Genomic DNA, 17664 nt, shown 5'->3' with positions numbered 1-17664 from the left:
GGAGTATTCGCTTGAATGGTAACAATCATTCCTCGGATTTGATATTCAATATAAGAATGACGAAATCGGAATATTGCCTTTGGAGTGCGGCCCAGGATTAATTCTTACCCGATCTGATAACAGGTCATCCAATGGAAAAATAGGAATGGAAGGAAAAGCTGTTCCTATGATCGGACTTGAGACTCATCAAATCGATAAGCTCTATCGCTTTCTGCGTGCAAAAGGCGTTCCGGTTACACCCATCCGCAATGAAGACATTGGCCGCTTTTTTGGGTTTATTGACCCTGATGGACATATGTACTCTGTCCTGAGAGTTAATCATTAAAGCCGGCCGCGCACAAAAGCCCGATTAACTTCATGTTGGTCGGGCTTTTGTTTTACTGTCCTCCCCTGCTTCTTCAAGGCACCTATGGTTGACAACCTTTTTATTCATTTGGGGTGGAGCTCCATTTTTCTCCCCAATGGCGCATTTCAAGAAGTATTGCCCTGTACTCTCTGCCTTTTTCCGTTAAAGAGTACTCGACGCTAATAGGATTTGTTGGGTAAACCTGACGATTTACGATTTTATAATGTTCTAAATGCCGCAGGATACCGGTTAAAGATTTGATGCTGATGGTGCTCAAATTTCGGCGCAGCTGATTAAAGCGCTGAGGACCATAATACAATTGAGAGATTACCAAGAACGCCCATTTGCTGCCTATCACTTGTAACGCTTCGTTAACCGCGGATAGGCATTTTTGTTCATCATTTGGGTTCAAGCAATCACTTCCTCACAATGTACTTACTATTCGTAAGTATAACTCAACAAAGTGTCTCCTTACAAAGAAATCATATATGGTTTACACTTTTAATTAGTTATTCCATTACCTTGAAGGAGGAAGCATATGACTACACTTAATAAAACGGTTTTGGTTTTAGGAGCTACAGGCCAGCAAGGGGGTGCGGTAGCGGCACATCTGCTTGCGGATGGCTGGCAGGTTCGTGCTTTCACCCGCGATCCTTCAAGTAAGGCAGCCCATACCCTTGCACAGGCGGGTGCTCAATTGTTCCAGGGGGATATGGGAGATCGCGCATCGCTGGATGCTGCCATGCAAGGAGTGTACGGGGTCTTCAGTGTTCAACCACCTGCGTGGGAGCCAAGCGATGCAAGAACGGCCGAAGAAATTCGTTGGGGTAAAAATGCTGCCGATGCGGCGAAAGATGCCGGGATTCAGCATTTCGTTTATTCATCGAATAGCGGTGCTGACGTACAGTCCCGCTTTCGTTATTTTGCCAAGTGGGAAATTGAACAATACATGAAGACGGTTGGCCTTCAAGCAACGATCTTGCGCCCTTCGGGATATATGGAAAGTTACGTCAGCCCGTTATATGGTATTCAGCATGGGACATTGGCAGAAGCCACCAACCCGGACGTGCCTGTACATTGCATTGCTGTGGATGACATTGGTGCATTCGTCAAGCTGGCCTTCAAACATCCCGGCAAATTTCTGGGCAAGACGATCGAAATCGCCGGTGACGCACTGACTCCGCCTAGCATTGCCGCAGCCATCACTCGTGCAACGGGTCGCCCGATTAGCTACGTCCAGATTCCTATAGAAACGGTACGTCAGCATAACGAGACCTTAGCCCGGATCTATGAATGGTTGAACGGGGACGGCTACGAAGTCGATTTTCCAACATTGCGCAGCCTTCACCCTGGTCTGATGGATTTCGACACTTGGCTGGAGAAGAAAGGGAAAGCGATGTTCGAAGTGCTTTTTCAAACCAACCTAACAAGTTAAAGTTTATGTTCTTGATGTCTAACAGCTGCATTTAACGGAACGGGACGGCGTCCGGTCCCATTAGCGGTGAACGCTCTAGCAATTTCTTGATAATCCAGCCGTCGTCCCGAGTGCCTGCCTTCAGGTGCTTACATGCATTCTCAATCAGCCCCGCCCACCACATGGGCGTGATCAGCTCCCACTCCTCAAGCTCAAGAGGGGATACTTCATCATAACCATAAATGACTTCGTCGTACTTTCCCCGCCACGAGAGAGCAAAGTCGCCTACTCTATGATCCCAATGAGCAAGCTCAAAATCGAGTATGCCGGAGAGCTTTCCATCCTGGAATCGTAAGTTCCAAGGTGTAAAATCTCCGTGGACGACGATCCCCGGCCTGGTATGAAGCTGCAGCTTCTCCACCCGCTTGCGGGCACGCTCCAAATGCCAACGCAGAATACATATTTCCTCAGGTTGCTGCTTTTCATTTCGTGAGAGCAATTGATCTAACTCGGAGTCAAAAAGAATCTCTTCACACCTCCGCCAATCCTTGCGCTGTCCAATTCCACTAAGCTTCCGAAGGTCAGCGTGAAACTGAGCCATAAGCCGCCCCCTTGCACGCTGTTCGGCGGCCCGATTGTCGACAGATGGCGGTTCACCGTATAGATAAGGGAACAAACCCCAGATTCGCCCCTCCAACTCGAATGGACCTTCAATGACAGCTGCAACAGGCCATCCAAGCTCAGAAATGGATTTCAGCAAATCCACCTCATAATCGATCTCATCCACATGAGTGTCTTGGTGCCAGCGGCGTAATACTAGGCGCTCGTTCTTATAATTCACCAGCCAGTGCTGGTTGAGTCTCCCTCCCAATGGAGAGGCTACTTTGATATGAAACTGTTCAAAAAGCTTATCCACTGGCAGCACCGAATCCGAATTATTGCTCACTTCCAATCCCCCTTCTACCAGATGTCATCATACATGACATTTAGCTTGCCGAATATTTTGAATACGGTAAGCAAATAATGTGGCTTAAGAACAGGCTTGCAGAAAAAATTGGCAGGTGAATAGGTTGCAGCAAATTATCTTCATTTGTATCGATACGTTAATGAGTCAATCGATTGATAAGGGAATCGAACAAAACAAACTTCCCACTTTTCAGTTTTTGATTGAACACGGTCAATACTATAAGAATGTCGTTACCTCATTTCCGACGATGTCCGTGTCGATTGACTGCACTTTGCTGACGGGAACGTATCCGGATGAACATCGTGTACCGGGACTGGTCTGGTACTCTACACAGGACAAGAAAATCATTAATTATGGCAGCGGATTTTGGGAAATATACAGAAACGGAATCAACCAATATCTGAAGGATGCATTAATCCGTATGAACGGGGATCACTTGAATCCGCAAGTCCCGACCATTTTTGAAGAATTAACCCGTATGGGATTACAATCGGGGACTGTTAATGGACTCATTTATCGGGGAAGCGCAGATCACCAGCTGAATTTTCCTTTTTGGCTTCATAAGCCAACCTCGTTACCTAAAAATACCATCGTCAAAGGCCCGGATATGCTGGCCTATGGAGCTTTTTCAAATCCGCTGAAAAATGTGAAAAAATTGCCGGTGAGCCCCATCGGAAAGTTCGGTTTTAACAATGAATATTCCCTTGGAATCGTGACGCATCTCATTCAAAACGAGAAATTGCCTCATTTTCTATATGTCTATTTCCCCGATCTGGACCCCAGAATACATAAAAAGGGGCCGTCGGATTTGGATGGCGTGATCCGCACCGATCACCAATTGCAGACTTTGCTGCAGGCATTTGGTTCACGGGAGGAGGCTCTGAAAAAAGCCGTGATCATCATTATGGGGGATAACGGAATGGCTCACGTCCACCCGAAACATCGTCAACCGGTGATTGATTTAGGACAAGCCTTGAAGGGATATCGCATTTTACGGCAGGGAGGCGTCGTCACGGACGAAACCGAGATTATACTTGCTATCAATGATAGAATGGCTTATCTGTACAAGCTAACCTCACAATATTCTTTTGAACAAATATCGGACGTTTTGAAGGATGACCCGAGAATCGATATTTTGGCGTGGAAAGATCATGAATGGATTCGCGTCGCCCGATCAGGATCATCCAAGGAATTCGCCTATCGATCGCAAGGAGGCATGGTTGATCCCTATCATCAATCATGGACATTGACCGAAGATCCCGAAGTGCTTGATTTACAAATCAATAACGAAAAGCAAACGGTGGACTATGGACATTATCCCGATGTTCTCCGCCGATTGTCCGCAGCCTTACATTCACATCATGGTGATTACATGGTCGTCACGGCAAAGCCGGGATATGAATTGAAGTACGGCAGTTCACCTACCCATATAGGAGGCGCAGGGCACGGTGGTATCAGTCAGACGGAGTCGCTCGTTCCTCTAATTATTGCCGGTACAGACCATAAACCAGAGTCACTGCGGGTCGTTGATTTAAAATCTTATTTTCTTCAACTTTTAAAGGATTGAGCTGATAATAACATGAGCTCTGCCCCAGGTGATTGGATTGATTTCATCAAGACATGATATAAAATAACGATAGCCGGGGTATGGATATCCCGGTTTTTTTACGATCATATTCCTCTGCCTCTTAACACTTGAGGTGATGTCGGTGGACGGTTTATAATTTGAGTACCATTTTTTAGAAAGCGGTGAGCAGATGGAGATTAATAGTGAACTGGTGCGCCGATTAGTCGATAGCCAATTTCCAGAATGGATGAATCTAGAGATAAAGCCTGTGGAAAAAAGCGGCCACGATAACCGTACCTACCAGCTGGGCAGTGAAATGACCGTTCGTTTACCAAGTCATGAACGATACGCCTCGGCTGTTGAAAAAGAACTGACCTGGCTTCCCATTTTCAAACCACTTCTTTCCGTCCCCATTCCGGTTCCGGTTGCAAAAGGAGCGCCCACAGACGAATATCCTCTTCCCTGGTCCGTTAACCGCTGGATTGACGGCGACACGGTCACGCATAACAACATCTCCGATCATAACCAATTTGCCGAAGACCTCGCCCGTTTTTTACAAGAGCTGGAGGCGATCGACGCAAGCCGCGGCGTCCCGGCAGGGGTCCAGAACTTTCATCGAGGGGGAAATCTTGCGGTTTATGATGATGATACAAGAACGATCATCGACAAGCTATCCGGCCAATACGATCACAAGCTGCTGACGGAAATATGGGAGCTTGCCCTTGCGTCAAGATACCAATCAGAGCCGCTATGGCTGCATGGTGACGTTGCCGTAGGCAATTTGCTCGTGAGGGATGGACGACTGTGCGGCGTCATTGACTTCGGTACGATGGGCGTAGGCGATCCTTCGAGTGACCTTGTGATGGCCTGGAACTTTTTTGACGACGCCAGCCGCGACATATTCCTGAAACGGATGGATTTTGATGAGGACACCATTCACCGCGCTCGCGGCTGGGCTCTATGGAAAGGGCTCATCACCTATGAATGGAATGTAAAGGGCTCGGAAGCTTCGGACTGGGGACAGCATGTGGTGGATACCATTATCCAAGACTACAAGCGGCCATAGGGATTAAACCTTTATGTCTTAAGCCATACCCCTTCTATCCACATGTTACCCCCCACGATGAATCTTAACCATACAAGTTCTTGTCTTTCGAAAAAGACGAGAACTTGTTTTTTGTTAAATAAATGGTTCCGCGAACTACACGGCATGAACGGGAGAATTCGCAAGTATTTCCCGTGCTGTTCCTATAAAAGAGTCTATGATTGGTGAAAGCCACTTGTCTTTATGCCATGACATCTGGGTATACACGTACAGATCCGGGATTTGCCATGGAAGAGCAACAAGTTCGCCCCGTTCAACTTCAGCTTCCGTTACGATTTCAGGAAGGAAGGCAATACCGATTCCCGAAATGGCGCATTGTTTAATGGCTTCAGCACTTTGAAACTCTAAATACGTAATACTATCTATACCCTCTCTCTCAAATGACCGGTCAAACATGGTTCGATAGGGACAACCCTTTTCATTCGTCAGGAACACTTCTCCGTGAAAATCTTCCAGCTGCAGCAGGTTTCTATTAGCGAGGGGATGGTCGGGAGCAGCGAAAAGGCGGAAAGTCTCTTCCACCAACGGTTCCACGGCAAGTCCGCTCGAGCGGATGGGCTCGTCCAACATAAAGACGACGTCGGCAGTTCCCTCAAATAGTGCTTGCTTGAGCTCTAGATTGGGAACGGAGCGGAAGATCAGACGGACTCCCGGGTGCTGCGAGCGAAAACGTTGAAAGACAGCCGGGAGCCGATAGACGCAAATCACCTCATTGGCACTGATCGTTAGGGTGCCGGTAAGATCATCATTGTCATAAACCACGCTGCGAGCTTCGTCCAATTTGTCCAGTACGTCTTGGATATGAGTTAAAAAGCGTTTTCCCGCAGTCGTGAGAACAAGCTGCTTGCCCAAGCGGTCAAAGAGACGAACCCCGAGCTCATCCTCCAATGCTTTCATTTGCATCGTGACGTTGGAGGGGACGTAGTTTAGCACTTCCGCAGCCCGGCTGAAATTTAATGTGGATGCAACCGTACGGAACGTATTCAACTGGCGCAATTCCATCACACGCTCCCCTTTCATTTTCAATAATATTGAATGCAGCTTTGAATTCTATTCACTTTTATTGAGAGTAACACAGAACTATACTGACAACAAGAACTACAATCTATTGGTTTCATTTTGAAAGGAGCAAACGATATATGTTGGATTATGAGATTTTTGATTTGGGTGACGCAGCCTTGCAATCGGGAGTGACGTTACCGGGCGCTTTTCTTGCTTATAAGACTTATGGAAAATTGAATGAAAAGAAAGATAATGTCATCGTCTATCCAACGGCGTTTGGAGACCAGCATGTTCAAAATGAATGGCTGATCGGTAGCGGCATGGCACTGGATCCGCGAAAATATTTCATTATCGTTCCCAATTTGCTGGGCAACGGATTATCTTCTTCTCCCAGTAATACGCCTCCTCCTTTCGACCGGGCGAATTTTCCGCAGGTCACTATCCATGACAACGTTAAATTCCAGCATCGGCTGGTGACCGAAAAATTCGGCATTCAGAAGATCGCCCTCGTCGTCGGTTGGTCCATGGGAGGCATTCAAGCCTTCCAATGGGGGGCAAGCTACCCCGACATGGTGGAACGAATCGCGCCTTTCGCCGGAGTTGCCAAGACATGGCCCCAAACCTACGTCGTCCTGGATGGAATGAAAGCTGCGCTCCTGGCTGCAGTCCGATTCGATTCCAGTAAACTTGACCGGTTGACTTCTGCTGACATGCGCGCCGTTGGCCGTGTCTATGCGGGATGGGGCGTATCTCAGGCCTTTTACCGAGAGGAAATCTATCGTGAGATGGGATTTGGCTCATTGGCAGATTTTATGACCGGCGTCTGGGAAGATAGCTTTATGAAGATGGATCCGCACAACGTCCTGGCTATGCTATGGACTGGCCAACATGCAGATATCAGCGCAAACCCCACCTATAACGGGGATTTCGAGAAGGCGCTGGGCAGCATTAACGCGCAGGCCTGCGTCATGCCAGGGAGCACGGATCTCTTCTGCCCGGCGGACGATAGTGAATATGAGGCTAAACTTATGCCACATGCTGTATTTCATCCGATCGAGTCGATCTGGGGACATTTTGCCGGCCGCGGTATCAACCCTGCCGATAATCAATTTATTGATGACAACCTGAAACGCCTGTTGGCGATTCGTACAAATGAATAATAGATGTCTGGTCGGCCTCATTATTTTGTGATTGTACACGCTTAGACAATTTCGGCGAACGATATTTGTACTTGTTCTACGCCAGGTCAAGGATGTATTTGTTAAAACAAAAAAGCCGCAACAATGCGGCTATGAAGTGTGTATGGGGCATTGCTGCTTCATTTGGCAGGTCACAAAGTGACATGCTTCACGCCCAGCAGCTGCCCTACCTTCTCGAAAAGCTTCGCATGGTGACCGACGGAAAGCGCACAATGATGCGTGGGCGCTTCCGCGAACCATCTCGTCATGTAGGCATCGGGTCGCTCATGAAAACGAACGGGGGTCTGGGTGTTGCCGATCCTCATGATCGGACCGTTCGTGGACTCGCCTTCGCTGCTGATCAGCTTGAGCTTGCCGTCGCCCGTCTGGGTGACGTTTAAAGTGGTGACGGGACCAGCAGCGACTTTGGCTTCGACCGAGACGCCCGTTCCCTGCTTGCCGTGGTATAGACCCATCCCTCTCAACACCGGTTTTCCTTCGGCAATCGCGATGTGGAACGGGCCGTCGTGGCCGAGCAGGATTGTTCCATCGACATAGTCGGTTACAACGATCTCGGAGAAGCTCCCGCCGGTCCCTAATATATCGCAGATTTTCATGGCGACCGCCGTCTTCAGATCCCCTTCTCCCGAACAAGGAATGCCGCGGGCCGTGAGCAGGGAATGGCCGACGATGAATCCGCCTTGAAGTTTCTCATAATCGCCGCCCGGCGACCCGTGATAGTAATAGGACAAGGCATCCAGGTCGTAATCCAAGGCAAGCTTCTCTTGGGCAACAGCTACGCGGCAGGACCAATCAAGCTGCTCGTCGGAAGGCCTGCGCGCAATCGGATCGGAGGGCGAATCGCCGCTGATCTCGAATACTTCCTTAACTTCCTCCAGCTTACGCCTCACCTCTGCAGGCGTTACCTCACGAAGCCTGCTGTCGAGATCGCACATCTCGAGCACTTCCACATGCAGCCCCGTCTGGGCCTGGATCATGGTGAAGTCGCTATACATATCGAGCATGCCGCTGTACGTATTGCCGAGGAATCCGAAACGGCTGTATCTCAGTGTCCTCGGGACTGAGGCAGCCCGCGACCATTCCCGGATTTCCTCCCAAGCTCGTTTCGCTTCCTCGCGCTCATACGTTACCTCGTTCGTCAAGGAAATCGCGGGTGTCTTATCGAGCCCGAGCAAACCGTTAACGACTCGAAACGGGATACCTGCACGATTGAACGCGTTCGCAAATTCGGGGATCGGACATGCTCCACAGTGCGCAAGCCATTCCCCAGTTGTCGTTTTCTCATAGTTGATGCGGTCGGTCGGCTGCAGGTTCAGAAAGACGACAGGAGCTTTGTTGATTTGATGGACGGGGAGCACCGTCGAGCTGGTCGAATACGTCGCCGCATGACAAAAGACAAGATCGACGTCCTGGCGGTTCAGCCAATCGCCTGCCCGGCGGCCTTCGTCTTCCGTATCAACCAAGCCGTAGTTGAACACGTCCGCCCAAGCGGTAATCTTGTTTTCAATGAAACGGCCGTAATCTGTAAGCCTCTCGCGAAGTCCGGGGAATTGCTCCCAGTATGCGGCTAGCCCCACGGAATACAAACCGATACGAGCTTTGCGGGACGGTTTGACAGGCGGCAGCAAGGACATATGGCTACTTCTCCTTTCTACATAGAACGATCATTTTTAATGAGAATCGTTCGGGATTACCCTTTGACGCTGCCGAGCACGATGCCCTTCATAAAATACTTTTGCAGGAACGGGTACGCCAGCAGAACCGGGAGAGAGCCTAGAAACACTTGGGCGGCCCGGGTCGTGCGCGGATTGATGTTTTCGAACTGCCGGATGGCGTCTTCCGCCCCCAGTACGGTAAGATCCTGATCGATGATAATGGTCCGCAGGTACGTTTGCAGCGGATAGTGATCCGGATGATTCATATATATCATCCCGTCGAACCAGGCATTCCAGTGACCGACCATCGCGAAAAGCCCAATTGTTGCAAAGACGGGTGCGGACAGTGGAAGATAAATTCGGAACAGCGTCACCCAATGACCGGCTCCATCCATGTGGGCCGCTTCTTCCAGCTCTTTCGGTATGCCGCGGAAAAAATTGAGCAGCAGCACGACATGGAACACCGGAATCGCTCCTGGAAGGATGAGCGACCAGATCGAATCCAGAAGTTTCGTTTCCTTGACCACCATATAGGTCGGGATCAAGCCGCCATTGAACAGCATCGTAAACACAACGAACCAGGCGAAATAGGTGCGAAGCGGAAATACCTTAACCTCTTTGGAAAGCGGATAAGCGAGCAGTGTGACCAGCAGGAGATTTAGCGGAACCCCGATCGCGAGACGCTCCAGCGTAACCAGGATGGAATCCAAAAATTCCGATTTCCGTAATACGAATGCATAGGCATCCGTCGTAAAATCCACCGGCCACAGCCCGACAAGCCCGGCCTCGACCTCCGTGCTCGAGCTGAAGGACATTGCCAGCACATGAACGAGTGGAACGACGCAAAGCAGCGACAGCAGAATTAGGAACGAGTAATTGCAGACTTGGAAAAGCTTATTCGACCATGAGGAGTCATGGACCAAGTGGATTCCTCCCTCCTAGAATATTCTGTAGTTAGCGAACCGATAAGCCAGAGAATAAGAGATGGCAATGAGGAGGAATCCGATCACCGATTTGAACAACCCGATTGCCGTAGCGAGCGAATACTTCACTTGCTCAATCCCCATCCGGTATACGAGCGTATCGATAATATCCCCGGTCTCATAGACGGACGAGTTGTACAAGTTGAACACCTGATCGAAACCTGCGCTCAAAATGTTCCCCAGGCTCAGTGTAGCCACGAGCACAATCACGGGCGTCATGCCGGGCAGCGTGATATGCCAGATCTGGCGCATCCGGGACGCACCGTCAACGACCGCAGCTTCGTACAAGTGCGGATTGATGCTTGTAAGCGCCGCCAAATAGACGATTGTGCTGAAGCCGAATTCCTTCCATAGGTCGGAAACGACGAGAACGTATGGGAAGATGTCCGCATTTCCTAAGAAGAACACCGGATTGTATCCGAACGCTTGAATGATTTGATTGACAATCCCTCTGGAAGGGGACAGAATTTCAATCAATATCCCCCCCAGAATGATCCAGGATAAGAAATGCGGTAAATAAATAAGTGTCTGAATGCTTCGTTTGACGATATTGATCCGGATCTCGTTCAGCAGCAGCGCGACAAGGATCGGAAATACCTGCCCGGCAACCACCTTCATGATGGAAATATAAAAGGTATTCCAGATAACCTGGTAGATATTCGGCAGATTCATGATGTAGACGAAATTATCAAGCCCCACCCATTTCGAATCGAAAAATCCCAAGGTCGGTTTAAAATTTTGAAAGGCCATCACAAAACCCAGCATCGGCAAGTAATGATAAATGATCAGCAGGATGGCTCCAGGAACGATCATCGCGTATAAAGGCCATTGTGCATACATAGATCTTGCCGAAGAAGGCCGCAGGGTCATTCGACTTGCACCGGATGCAGGTTTCAAGCTTCATCGCTCCCATCGGACTTATTTCTGTGTCGCGGCCCACTCGTTGACATCTTTGGTGATCGCTTCTCCTCCGAGCTTGTTCCAGTTGGCTACAAATTTATCGAAGTTGTCGAGCGAATCGCCGAGAATGATTTTGGTGAACGTCTCGAGTGCCATGTCGTTCAGCGGCCCGTTCTTCTCCACCATGTTGGCCGTCGGTAAACCGTAGAAGCCGTCAACGAGCATCATGTCATTGGATACGTACTTGTCTATGAGCGACAAGGACCCTTCCTGACCGAAAATGTCGGCAATGCTCCACTTCGACAGATCTCCGCCCTCAAATTTTTTAATATCGTCATAGTACCCTTTCTGCTCCGGGTTCAGCTTGCTGACGTCACCAGACGCGGTTACTTCTTTGATAAGCCTCCAGTTGTCCACGTTCTTCGTGACCCCGAAGTTTCGCACGGGGGCATATTGGTGCGTACGGTGTGGCCCGTCGTACATATAGGTGTAGTCGGCGGTTTCACCAAAATTTTTCTCGATGAAGAAGTTCATCAGCTTCATGAGCGCCTCGGGGTTCTCTGCATTTTTATTTACGACATAGTAGGTCGGAGGTGTGTAGGAAATTTGCGGCTTGGCCGGCTTGTCATCGACAGACGCGATCGGATAGTACTGCCATTCGGCCTTCGGGTTCTTCTCCTTGCTTTGCAGCAGCGGGTTCAGCGGATTCGACATCGTACCGTAGAACATGCCGACTTTGCCCGCGATGACGTCCGGACCGACTCCCGTTTTGGTCGTAAACTCACTGTCGATCAGCCCTTCTTTGTACATCTCCTGCAGCTTGGCCAGCGCCTGTTTCGTTTCCGGCTGGATCAGGCCGTTAACCAATGGTCCGCCCTCTCCTTCCGGAATCCACGCATTAGGGTAGACATGGAACCCGTTGAAAAATCCGAGCAAGCCGCCCCCGCCGCCGAATATCTTTTGCCCGGTCGCCAGTCCGATCGTATCGTTCTTGTTGTTGCCATCCGGATCCTTCGTTGCAAACGCTCTTGCAATCTCAACCACGTCGTCGATCGTTTTCGGCTCCGGCAGCTTCAGATTGTCGAGCCAGTCTTTGCGGACCCACAGCATCGTAGCCCCGTCGATCGCCGCCGTAACATAAGGCAAAGCCATCAATTTGCCGTCAAAGGTCGCGGATTTCAAGCCGATGCCGCCATCTTCCTTGAATTTTTCCGCTGCCAAGGGCGATGCGTATTTCTCGTAAACCTCCGTTAAGTCCGCCAACTGGTCGGCTTCCGCCAGCTCCTTCAGCTGAACAGGCGAAACGTTGAAAATATCCGGGAGCTCGCCTGAGGTAATAGCGATATTCAGCTTCTCGTTATATTGCGTCGAATCCGTGATCCAGTCGTACTTGAGGTTAATCCCCAGCTCATCCCGGTAAGAGCGGGTAAAGATATTGTTCTCAATGGAATCCCCGCTCGGGAAGGTCAAATTGTCCGGCATGTCTCGGGCCATCGTAACGGTGATCGGGGGCTCATATTTTCCTGCAGGATCGACGTTGTTCGGCACCTTCGTTTCGTTAGACGCACCTGTACGATCGGACGGGCTGCCTGCTTCCCCGGAATTACCCGAGCAGGCAGAGGTCAAGGCTAGAATGACACAAGCACTTGCCATCAGCAAAGTTCTCATATTCCGACGTTTCAAAAAACCATCATCCTCTCCGCATTTTGAAAGCGTTTTACACTCGATTTAAGCGTAGCCGACCACGACCGCAGCATCTAGGGGAAGATTTTGCGATATGTGGCAATCTGTCAACTTGTTGCTTTTTCCGAGCGGGCGCTTTCGTCGGAGACATAAGATACGGTATTCGCATTGATCGGGATATGCAGCAAAACCCGATTGCCTCCCCCGGGGATGCGGAGGAACGTCACCCAGCCGTGATCTCCGAACTCCAGTCTCATTCTGCGGTGAACATTGACCAGGCCGGTCGTTTCGCCATCCACCCATCCGGTCGTTTGCAGCTTGCGGCTCAACTCATCGTAATTGTCCGCTGAGATGGTTTCGCCATTGTCTTCTACCGCAATGACTAGCGAATCGCCGCAGACCTCGAAGCGTACCTCAAGCAGACCGCCTTCGATCGTATCGCGCAGCCCATGCTGATATGCATTCTCGATCAGAGGCTGCAAGATCAGCTTCGGCACTTCCAGGTCGGCATAGGCGACCGGCAATTCCTCGAATCGGACCGCGATCCGTTCCTCAAACCGGAACGATTGGATTTCGACGTACGCACGCGAAAAGTCCACCTCTTCCGCTAGCCGGACCGTGTTCTTGTGGCTCCGTGTAATGAACTGAAAATATCGTCCGAGGTACGACGTAAACCTGGCGATGCTTTCGTTCTCTTCGTCTTTGGCCATCCGGTACAGGATAAAAAAACTGTTATACAGGAAATGCGGGTTGATCTGCGATTGAAGCTGCCGCAATTCGGACAAGTTGGTTCGATATTGCTGCTCGTAGACTTCCTGAATCAGTTCGTTGATCTTCACGACCATGGTATTGAATTGAATGAACAAATAGCCAAATTCATCCTGACGTTTGGGAGCGAGCGCGACCCTCCAATTGCCGTGCTCCAATTTATGGAAGGCACGCAGCAGCGACCGCATCGGCTTATGGATTTGCAGGTATATCCAGTACGCGAATAATGCGACCAGCAGCAGCGAGAGGCTGGACAGCACCCAATACCAGACGCGGTAGAGCGATAGGGAACCGATGATTTCCGTTTCGGGCATGTACGACAGCAGCGTGATCCCTAGAGACCGGGACTTCTGGGCCGAAATCCAATAAGTCTCTCCACCGATCCGGAATTCTTTCAGGAACTCATCGGTATCCGGAGGGATACCTCCAATCGCTTCTTTGATCTCCGGCCAGGAGACCTTGCTCGTATCCCCAGAAATCGCCCAGTTGCCGTACGGGTCGATAATCATCGACCCTCCGCTTCCGCCAATGGTAAAGCTGTCGAGCACCCGCTTCAATTGCGGCAGATCGAGTTCCACACCGACCACGAAGATCGGTTCCCGATGATCTACCGGCACCATTTTCGTATACACGAAGCTGAGGAACAAGCGGTTCTGCCAGTAGACGAACGGATTCTCGAAGCGATCCTTAATCGACTTCATCGCGTTATACTGCTCCTTCGGGATGTCGGCATAGATGGCCGCTTCCGAATCAGAGATCCACTTATTTGTGGAGGGCAAATAAATACCCGCGCCGCGGATATAAGGGCTCGTGTGGACCGTCCTGCTGAGCTGATTGTGAATCTCGTCAATCACTTCGTAACGTTCGACCTCACTCATGATCGGTTCCGTGTAGATCAGCTTCCGCAGTGTACGGTCGTTCACGTATTCCTCTTGCATGGCGATGTACCGGGTAAAGTCGTTTTCCAGCAAGCGGATGTAGAAGTTAACGCGGGAGGAAATGGAATGTTCTGTTTTTTTCCGCACATTTTTCTCGCCGTATTCATTCATTTTCAGGCTGAGATAGTACATCGGCGCGACGATGATGATGAACGAGACAAGCAATTTCGGATAAATGCGGTTCAGTCGGTTCCACCAGTGCATAAGCATCCCCCTCAGTCATTGCCGTTTAAGCAGCTGGACCTATATTCCTGCGGCGTCATATGCATATTTTTTTTGAACACTTTGGCGAAATAATGCGCTGATTCGAAGCCGACGCGGGTTGCGACTTCCTGAATTTTCAGGGTTGGAATCGCAAGCAGTTCCGCCGCTTTTTTAAGACGTGCTTCTTTGATGTAATCGGAGAGACGGATGCCTGAAATCTGTTTGTAGAGGCGGGATAAATAAGTCGGGTGCAAGTAAACGCGGTCGGCGAGCTTCTCCAGCGAGAGATCCTCCGCGAGATGCTGCTCGATATAATGATTGAGCGAAGCCAGCATTTTCTCAGTCCGGTCGATCTGCTCGTCCGTCCGATGAGCAAACAAAAGTTCGGACAGTTTGCGGTAGTAGGCAAACGCCTCTATCCATGAAGGAAATTCGGTATGATGCAGAAGCGGGCCTAAATCGATAGTGGACGAGAAGGTCTCGAGGAGCCCCCATTGATTCAAATAGGATACGAACAGTGAGGCGAGGGAGTATTCGAGCTGAATGAGAAAAAGGCGCATCGAAGGCTCATTCTGGAGCATGCGCGCGGTCTTCTCGATCTCGTCGAACAATACGAAAAATTCCTTACTCCGCCCCCCCATTAAAAGCGGCTCCAGCTGATTGACCGCCTTCAAGCGAAGCGCCAAATACTGTTTGGCAGGCACGGACGAAGGATCGGTCGCCTCCCTCAGGTTCCGGTCGGACAACAGCATCTCGTGACCGTGTCCGAATCCGTTGTGGAGCAGCTGCTCCAAGCGCAAATACTGAACTGCCGCTGATGTCCAGGCGCATGGCACGCCGCTCAGGGCGATCGACACCGGGAGCTTCAGCATCGTTTTGCAGGTATCCTGAATGTCGGAAGATGTCCCATGCACGAAAGACAAGCAGGTCCCCCAATCGGCGTCTGACTTCCCGTCGCTGCCGTTTTCGGCAGGCTGAACAAGAATCGCGAGGTGGGAGGCCGACATCGAACACGACACAACCGTTACTTGGCTGAAATATTCGCTTGCGATATTGCCGATCGCATACATCAGAAGCGAACGGTCCGTCGGTCGTATGTTTTCGGGCCAGCGATCGACCCGGCAAATTGACAACAGCACACTCTGCTGCGCCGATAGCGGGATGCGCAGCTCGTCCAACCGATCCTGCCTGACGGAGCATCCCGAGAGCTCTCCTTGCAGCAGGGAGATTAAGAAATCCTTTTGCAGCATAGGTATCGCCGCCTCGTACTGCTGCTTCGCTTTTTGAAGCAGCTGCTCGGACATCCTCTCTTCCCTCAGACGTCCGATGGCCTTGCCGACAGCGGCGAATATCTGATCGTCACCTTCGAGTTTGAGAATGTAATCCAGCCCGCCGTCGCGCAAAGCGGACTGGACGTATTCGAAATCGCTGAAGCCGGACAGGAAAATCACCTTGCACCGGGGCCAGAGACGGAGAATTTGCTTCTGCAGCTCAATGCCGTTCATTCCCGGCATATGGATGTCGCTGAGAACGATGTCGATCTTCGTTACGCTCAAGATCCGCATCGCTTCCACCGCGGAGAGCGCCCGATAAACGCTCAGTTCCTCCTGTTTCCAATCCAAGAATTGCTCATAGAGGCCATTGACGATCCTCGGCTCGTCGTCAACGATCAGAAGATTATACATACTCCACTCACCTCGTATCGTTGTTTCGCAGGCGGTATGTAGAGATTATTCTGACGGCCCGTCCCGGCCGTTACCGCCATGTATGGACGGTCCCGCCACTTTCTCCCATTCGGTTGTCAAGCGTAGTTATTTGGTTATTGCATGGTAACACATCCACTGCCACACTGAAAACATCTTTTCGTTCTGATCACTCCCGGCAAGCCGCTTTTATGCCGCTAACGGCGCATCGAATTCCGATATTGGCCTGGCGGCATACCTTCCATCCGCTTAAACAGCTTGCTGAAATAGTACACGTCGTCAATGCCCACCGCGGCGGCAATCTCCTTAAGTGGAGAGGTCGTCGTGGTAAGCATCTCTTTGGCCCGTTCCATGCGGACGTCGAGCAAATACTCCGTGATCGTGCGGCCGGTCGCCCCCTTGAACAGCTTGCCGAAGTACTTCGGCGACAGTCCGCGCGGGGCTGCCAATTCATCATAGGCAATCGGCTCGCGATATCGCTGCCGGATCGTCTGCATCGCCTCCCGGATGAGATCCGCGTGTGGATAACCCTTTGGAATTCCCTCGTCGGTCGTTAATTCTTCGGCAGCCATGGCGACGATTCTCAGGAAGGCCGCCTTCATGTGAAGCTTCGAGCCGAGCCGGGCATCGCGGAAATGCTTGACGACCTCGCGAAAGGAAACCAGGAACGACGAAGACTCGCTCACCGTGAGGAGCGCCGGCCAAGCGAATTCGGCGAACTCATCCGCCGGCCGGTCTTCGAGCTTCTTGGCCGCTGCCTTGCTTACAGATGCTTGTTTGACATTGAGATACACCCCGATCGGGGAAAAGTCCGAAGTCGGCCCCAAATCCGTCCAATCAAAATGCACACAGACGCTGCGGAATGGCTTTTCATCAACCACCTTCATCGTATGAGGAACATGCGGCTTGATGAGGAGCAGATCGCCTGGCCGGATGACGTGCGTCCTGCCTCCCATCGTTACGAAAGCCTGACCGGAAATGCCAAAAACGAATTCATGATCGTAAATGATTCGGTCGAGCAGCAAATACCCTTTGTATAAGTCCAGTTCGTGTGCATACCGGATATACGGAGATAAATTCCGATCGTGTACGGATAGTACCGAATACATATAAACTCCTCCCACCTGCGTATCATTCGACGTATCCATTCGACGGGATTACAAAAAAACCTCCCCTTCTCCATTTTTCAGGCCGGTCTTTGTCTGTAAAATGGTTCCTGCAACCGAATGA

At 50.6% G+C, this 17664-nt stretch carries 15 protein-coding genes; 5 read left to right on the top strand and 10 right to left on the bottom strand.

What is annotated here, in order from left to right; all coding sequences use genetic code 11:
- Window positions 1–43: 43 nt before the first annotated feature.
- The gene (locus tag FHS19_RS35635; RefSeq protein ID WP_376771904.1) at window positions 44–325 is read left to right on the top strand and encodes a VOC family protein; all 282 of its coding nucleotides are present in this window, start codon (window positions 44–46) and stop codon (window positions 323–325) included.
- Between the two features lie 100 nt (window positions 326–425).
- Here FHS19_RS35635 and FHS19_RS14230 read toward each other — a convergent pair whose 3' ends face one another.
- Entirely contained in the window at window positions 426–758 is a 333-nt protein-coding gene (locus FHS19_RS14230; RefSeq protein ID WP_183582433.1) for a winged helix-turn-helix transcriptional regulator, read from the bottom strand.
- A gap of 126 nt (window positions 759–884) precedes the next feature.
- Between FHS19_RS14230 and FHS19_RS14225 the strand changes: the two genes are divergently transcribed.
- Window positions 885–1781: an NmrA/HSCARG family protein gene (locus tag FHS19_RS14225; RefSeq protein WP_183582432.1), complete on the top strand. Its 897-nt coding sequence runs from the start codon at window positions 885–887 to the stop codon at window positions 1779–1781.
- Between the two features lie 31 nt (window positions 1782–1812).
- Here the strand turns inward: FHS19_RS14225 and FHS19_RS14220 are convergent, their stop codons facing one another.
- The gene (locus FHS19_RS14220) at window positions 1813–2706 is read right to left on the bottom strand and encodes a phosphotransferase enzyme family protein (protein ID WP_183582431.1); all 894 of its coding nucleotides are present in this window, start codon (window positions 2704–2706) and stop codon (window positions 1813–1815) included.
- 124 nt (window positions 2707–2830) lie between these two features.
- Here FHS19_RS14220 and FHS19_RS14215 point away from each other — a divergent pair, with 124 nt between their 5' ends.
- Window positions 2831–4294 (top strand): alkaline phosphatase family protein, encoded by a 1464-nt coding sequence (locus FHS19_RS14215; RefSeq protein WP_246426570.1) that lies wholly within the window; start codon window positions 2831–2833, stop codon window positions 4292–4294.
- A 190-nt stretch (window positions 4295–4484) separates the two neighbouring features.
- Window positions 4485–5360, top strand: coding sequence for an aminoglycoside phosphotransferase family protein (locus FHS19_RS14210; protein ID WP_183582430.1), 876 nt, complete (start codon window positions 4485–4487; stop codon window positions 5358–5360).
- Between the two features lie 135 nt (window positions 5361–5495).
- On the opposite strand, the gene FHS19_RS14205 is transcribed toward FHS19_RS14210, so the two are convergent.
- On the bottom strand, window positions 5496–6401 hold the full coding sequence (locus tag FHS19_RS14205; RefSeq protein WP_183582429.1) for a LysR family transcriptional regulator: 906 nt from the start codon (window positions 6399–6401) through the stop codon (window positions 5496–5498).
- Window positions 6402–6541: 140 nt separating this feature from the next.
- Here FHS19_RS14205 and FHS19_RS14200 point away from each other — a divergent pair, with 140 nt between their 5' ends.
- Window positions 6542–7561: an alpha/beta fold hydrolase gene (locus tag FHS19_RS14200; RefSeq protein WP_183582965.1), complete on the top strand. Its 1020-nt coding sequence runs from the start codon at window positions 6542–6544 to the stop codon at window positions 7559–7561.
- A 170-nt stretch (window positions 7562–7731) separates the two neighbouring features.
- Here FHS19_RS14200 and FHS19_RS14195 read toward each other — a convergent pair whose 3' ends face one another.
- From FHS19_RS14195 to FHS19_RS14165, 7 genes are all read right to left on the bottom strand, one after another.
- Window positions 7732–9234 (bottom strand): L-fucose/L-arabinose isomerase family protein, encoded by a 1503-nt coding sequence (locus FHS19_RS14195; protein WP_183582428.1) that lies wholly within the window; start codon window positions 9232–9234, stop codon window positions 7732–7734.
- 56 nt (window positions 9235–9290) lie between these two features.
- Complete coding sequence (locus tag FHS19_RS14190; RefSeq protein ID WP_183582427.1) at window positions 9291–10178, bottom strand: carbohydrate ABC transporter permease; 888 nt, start codon at window positions 10176–10178, stop codon at window positions 9291–9293.
- Window positions 10179–10193: 15 nt separating this feature from the next.
- A complete protein-coding gene (locus tag FHS19_RS14185) occupies window positions 10194–11108 on the bottom strand; it encodes an ABC transporter permease (RefSeq protein ID WP_183582964.1) in 915 nt (304 codons plus the stop codon).
- 48 nt (window positions 11109–11156) lie between these two features.
- On the bottom strand, window positions 11157–12821 hold the full coding sequence (locus FHS19_RS14180) for an extracellular solute-binding protein (protein ID WP_183582426.1): 1665 nt from the start codon (window positions 12819–12821) through the stop codon (window positions 11157–11159).
- Window positions 12822–12928: 107 nt separating this feature from the next.
- Window positions 12929–14731 carry a cache domain-containing sensor histidine kinase gene (locus tag FHS19_RS14175; protein WP_183582425.1) on the bottom strand — a complete coding sequence of 601 codons (1803 nt, stop codon included), beginning with the start codon at window positions 14729–14731 and terminating at the stop codon, window positions 12929–12931.
- Window positions 14732–14742: 11 nt separating this feature from the next.
- Window positions 14743–16416 (bottom strand): response regulator transcription factor, encoded by a 1674-nt coding sequence (locus FHS19_RS14170; protein WP_183582424.1) that lies wholly within the window; start codon window positions 16414–16416, stop codon window positions 14743–14745.
- 215 nt (window positions 16417–16631) lie between these two features.
- Window positions 16632–17543 carry an AraC family transcriptional regulator gene (locus tag FHS19_RS14165; RefSeq protein ID WP_183582423.1) on the bottom strand — a complete coding sequence of 304 codons (912 nt, stop codon included), beginning with the start codon at window positions 17541–17543 and terminating at the stop codon, window positions 16632–16634.
- Between the last annotated feature and the right edge of the window lie 121 nt (window positions 17544–17664).

Origin of the sequence: Paenibacillus rhizosphaerae, from assembly GCF_014192015.1 — a bacterium.
In the GTDB taxonomy this organism is placed as follows: domain Bacteria; phylum Bacillota; class Bacilli; order Paenibacillales; family Paenibacillaceae; genus Paenibacillus_AQ; species Paenibacillus_AQ rhizosphaerae.
This window is presented reverse-complemented; position numbering and strand designations above follow the sequence as displayed.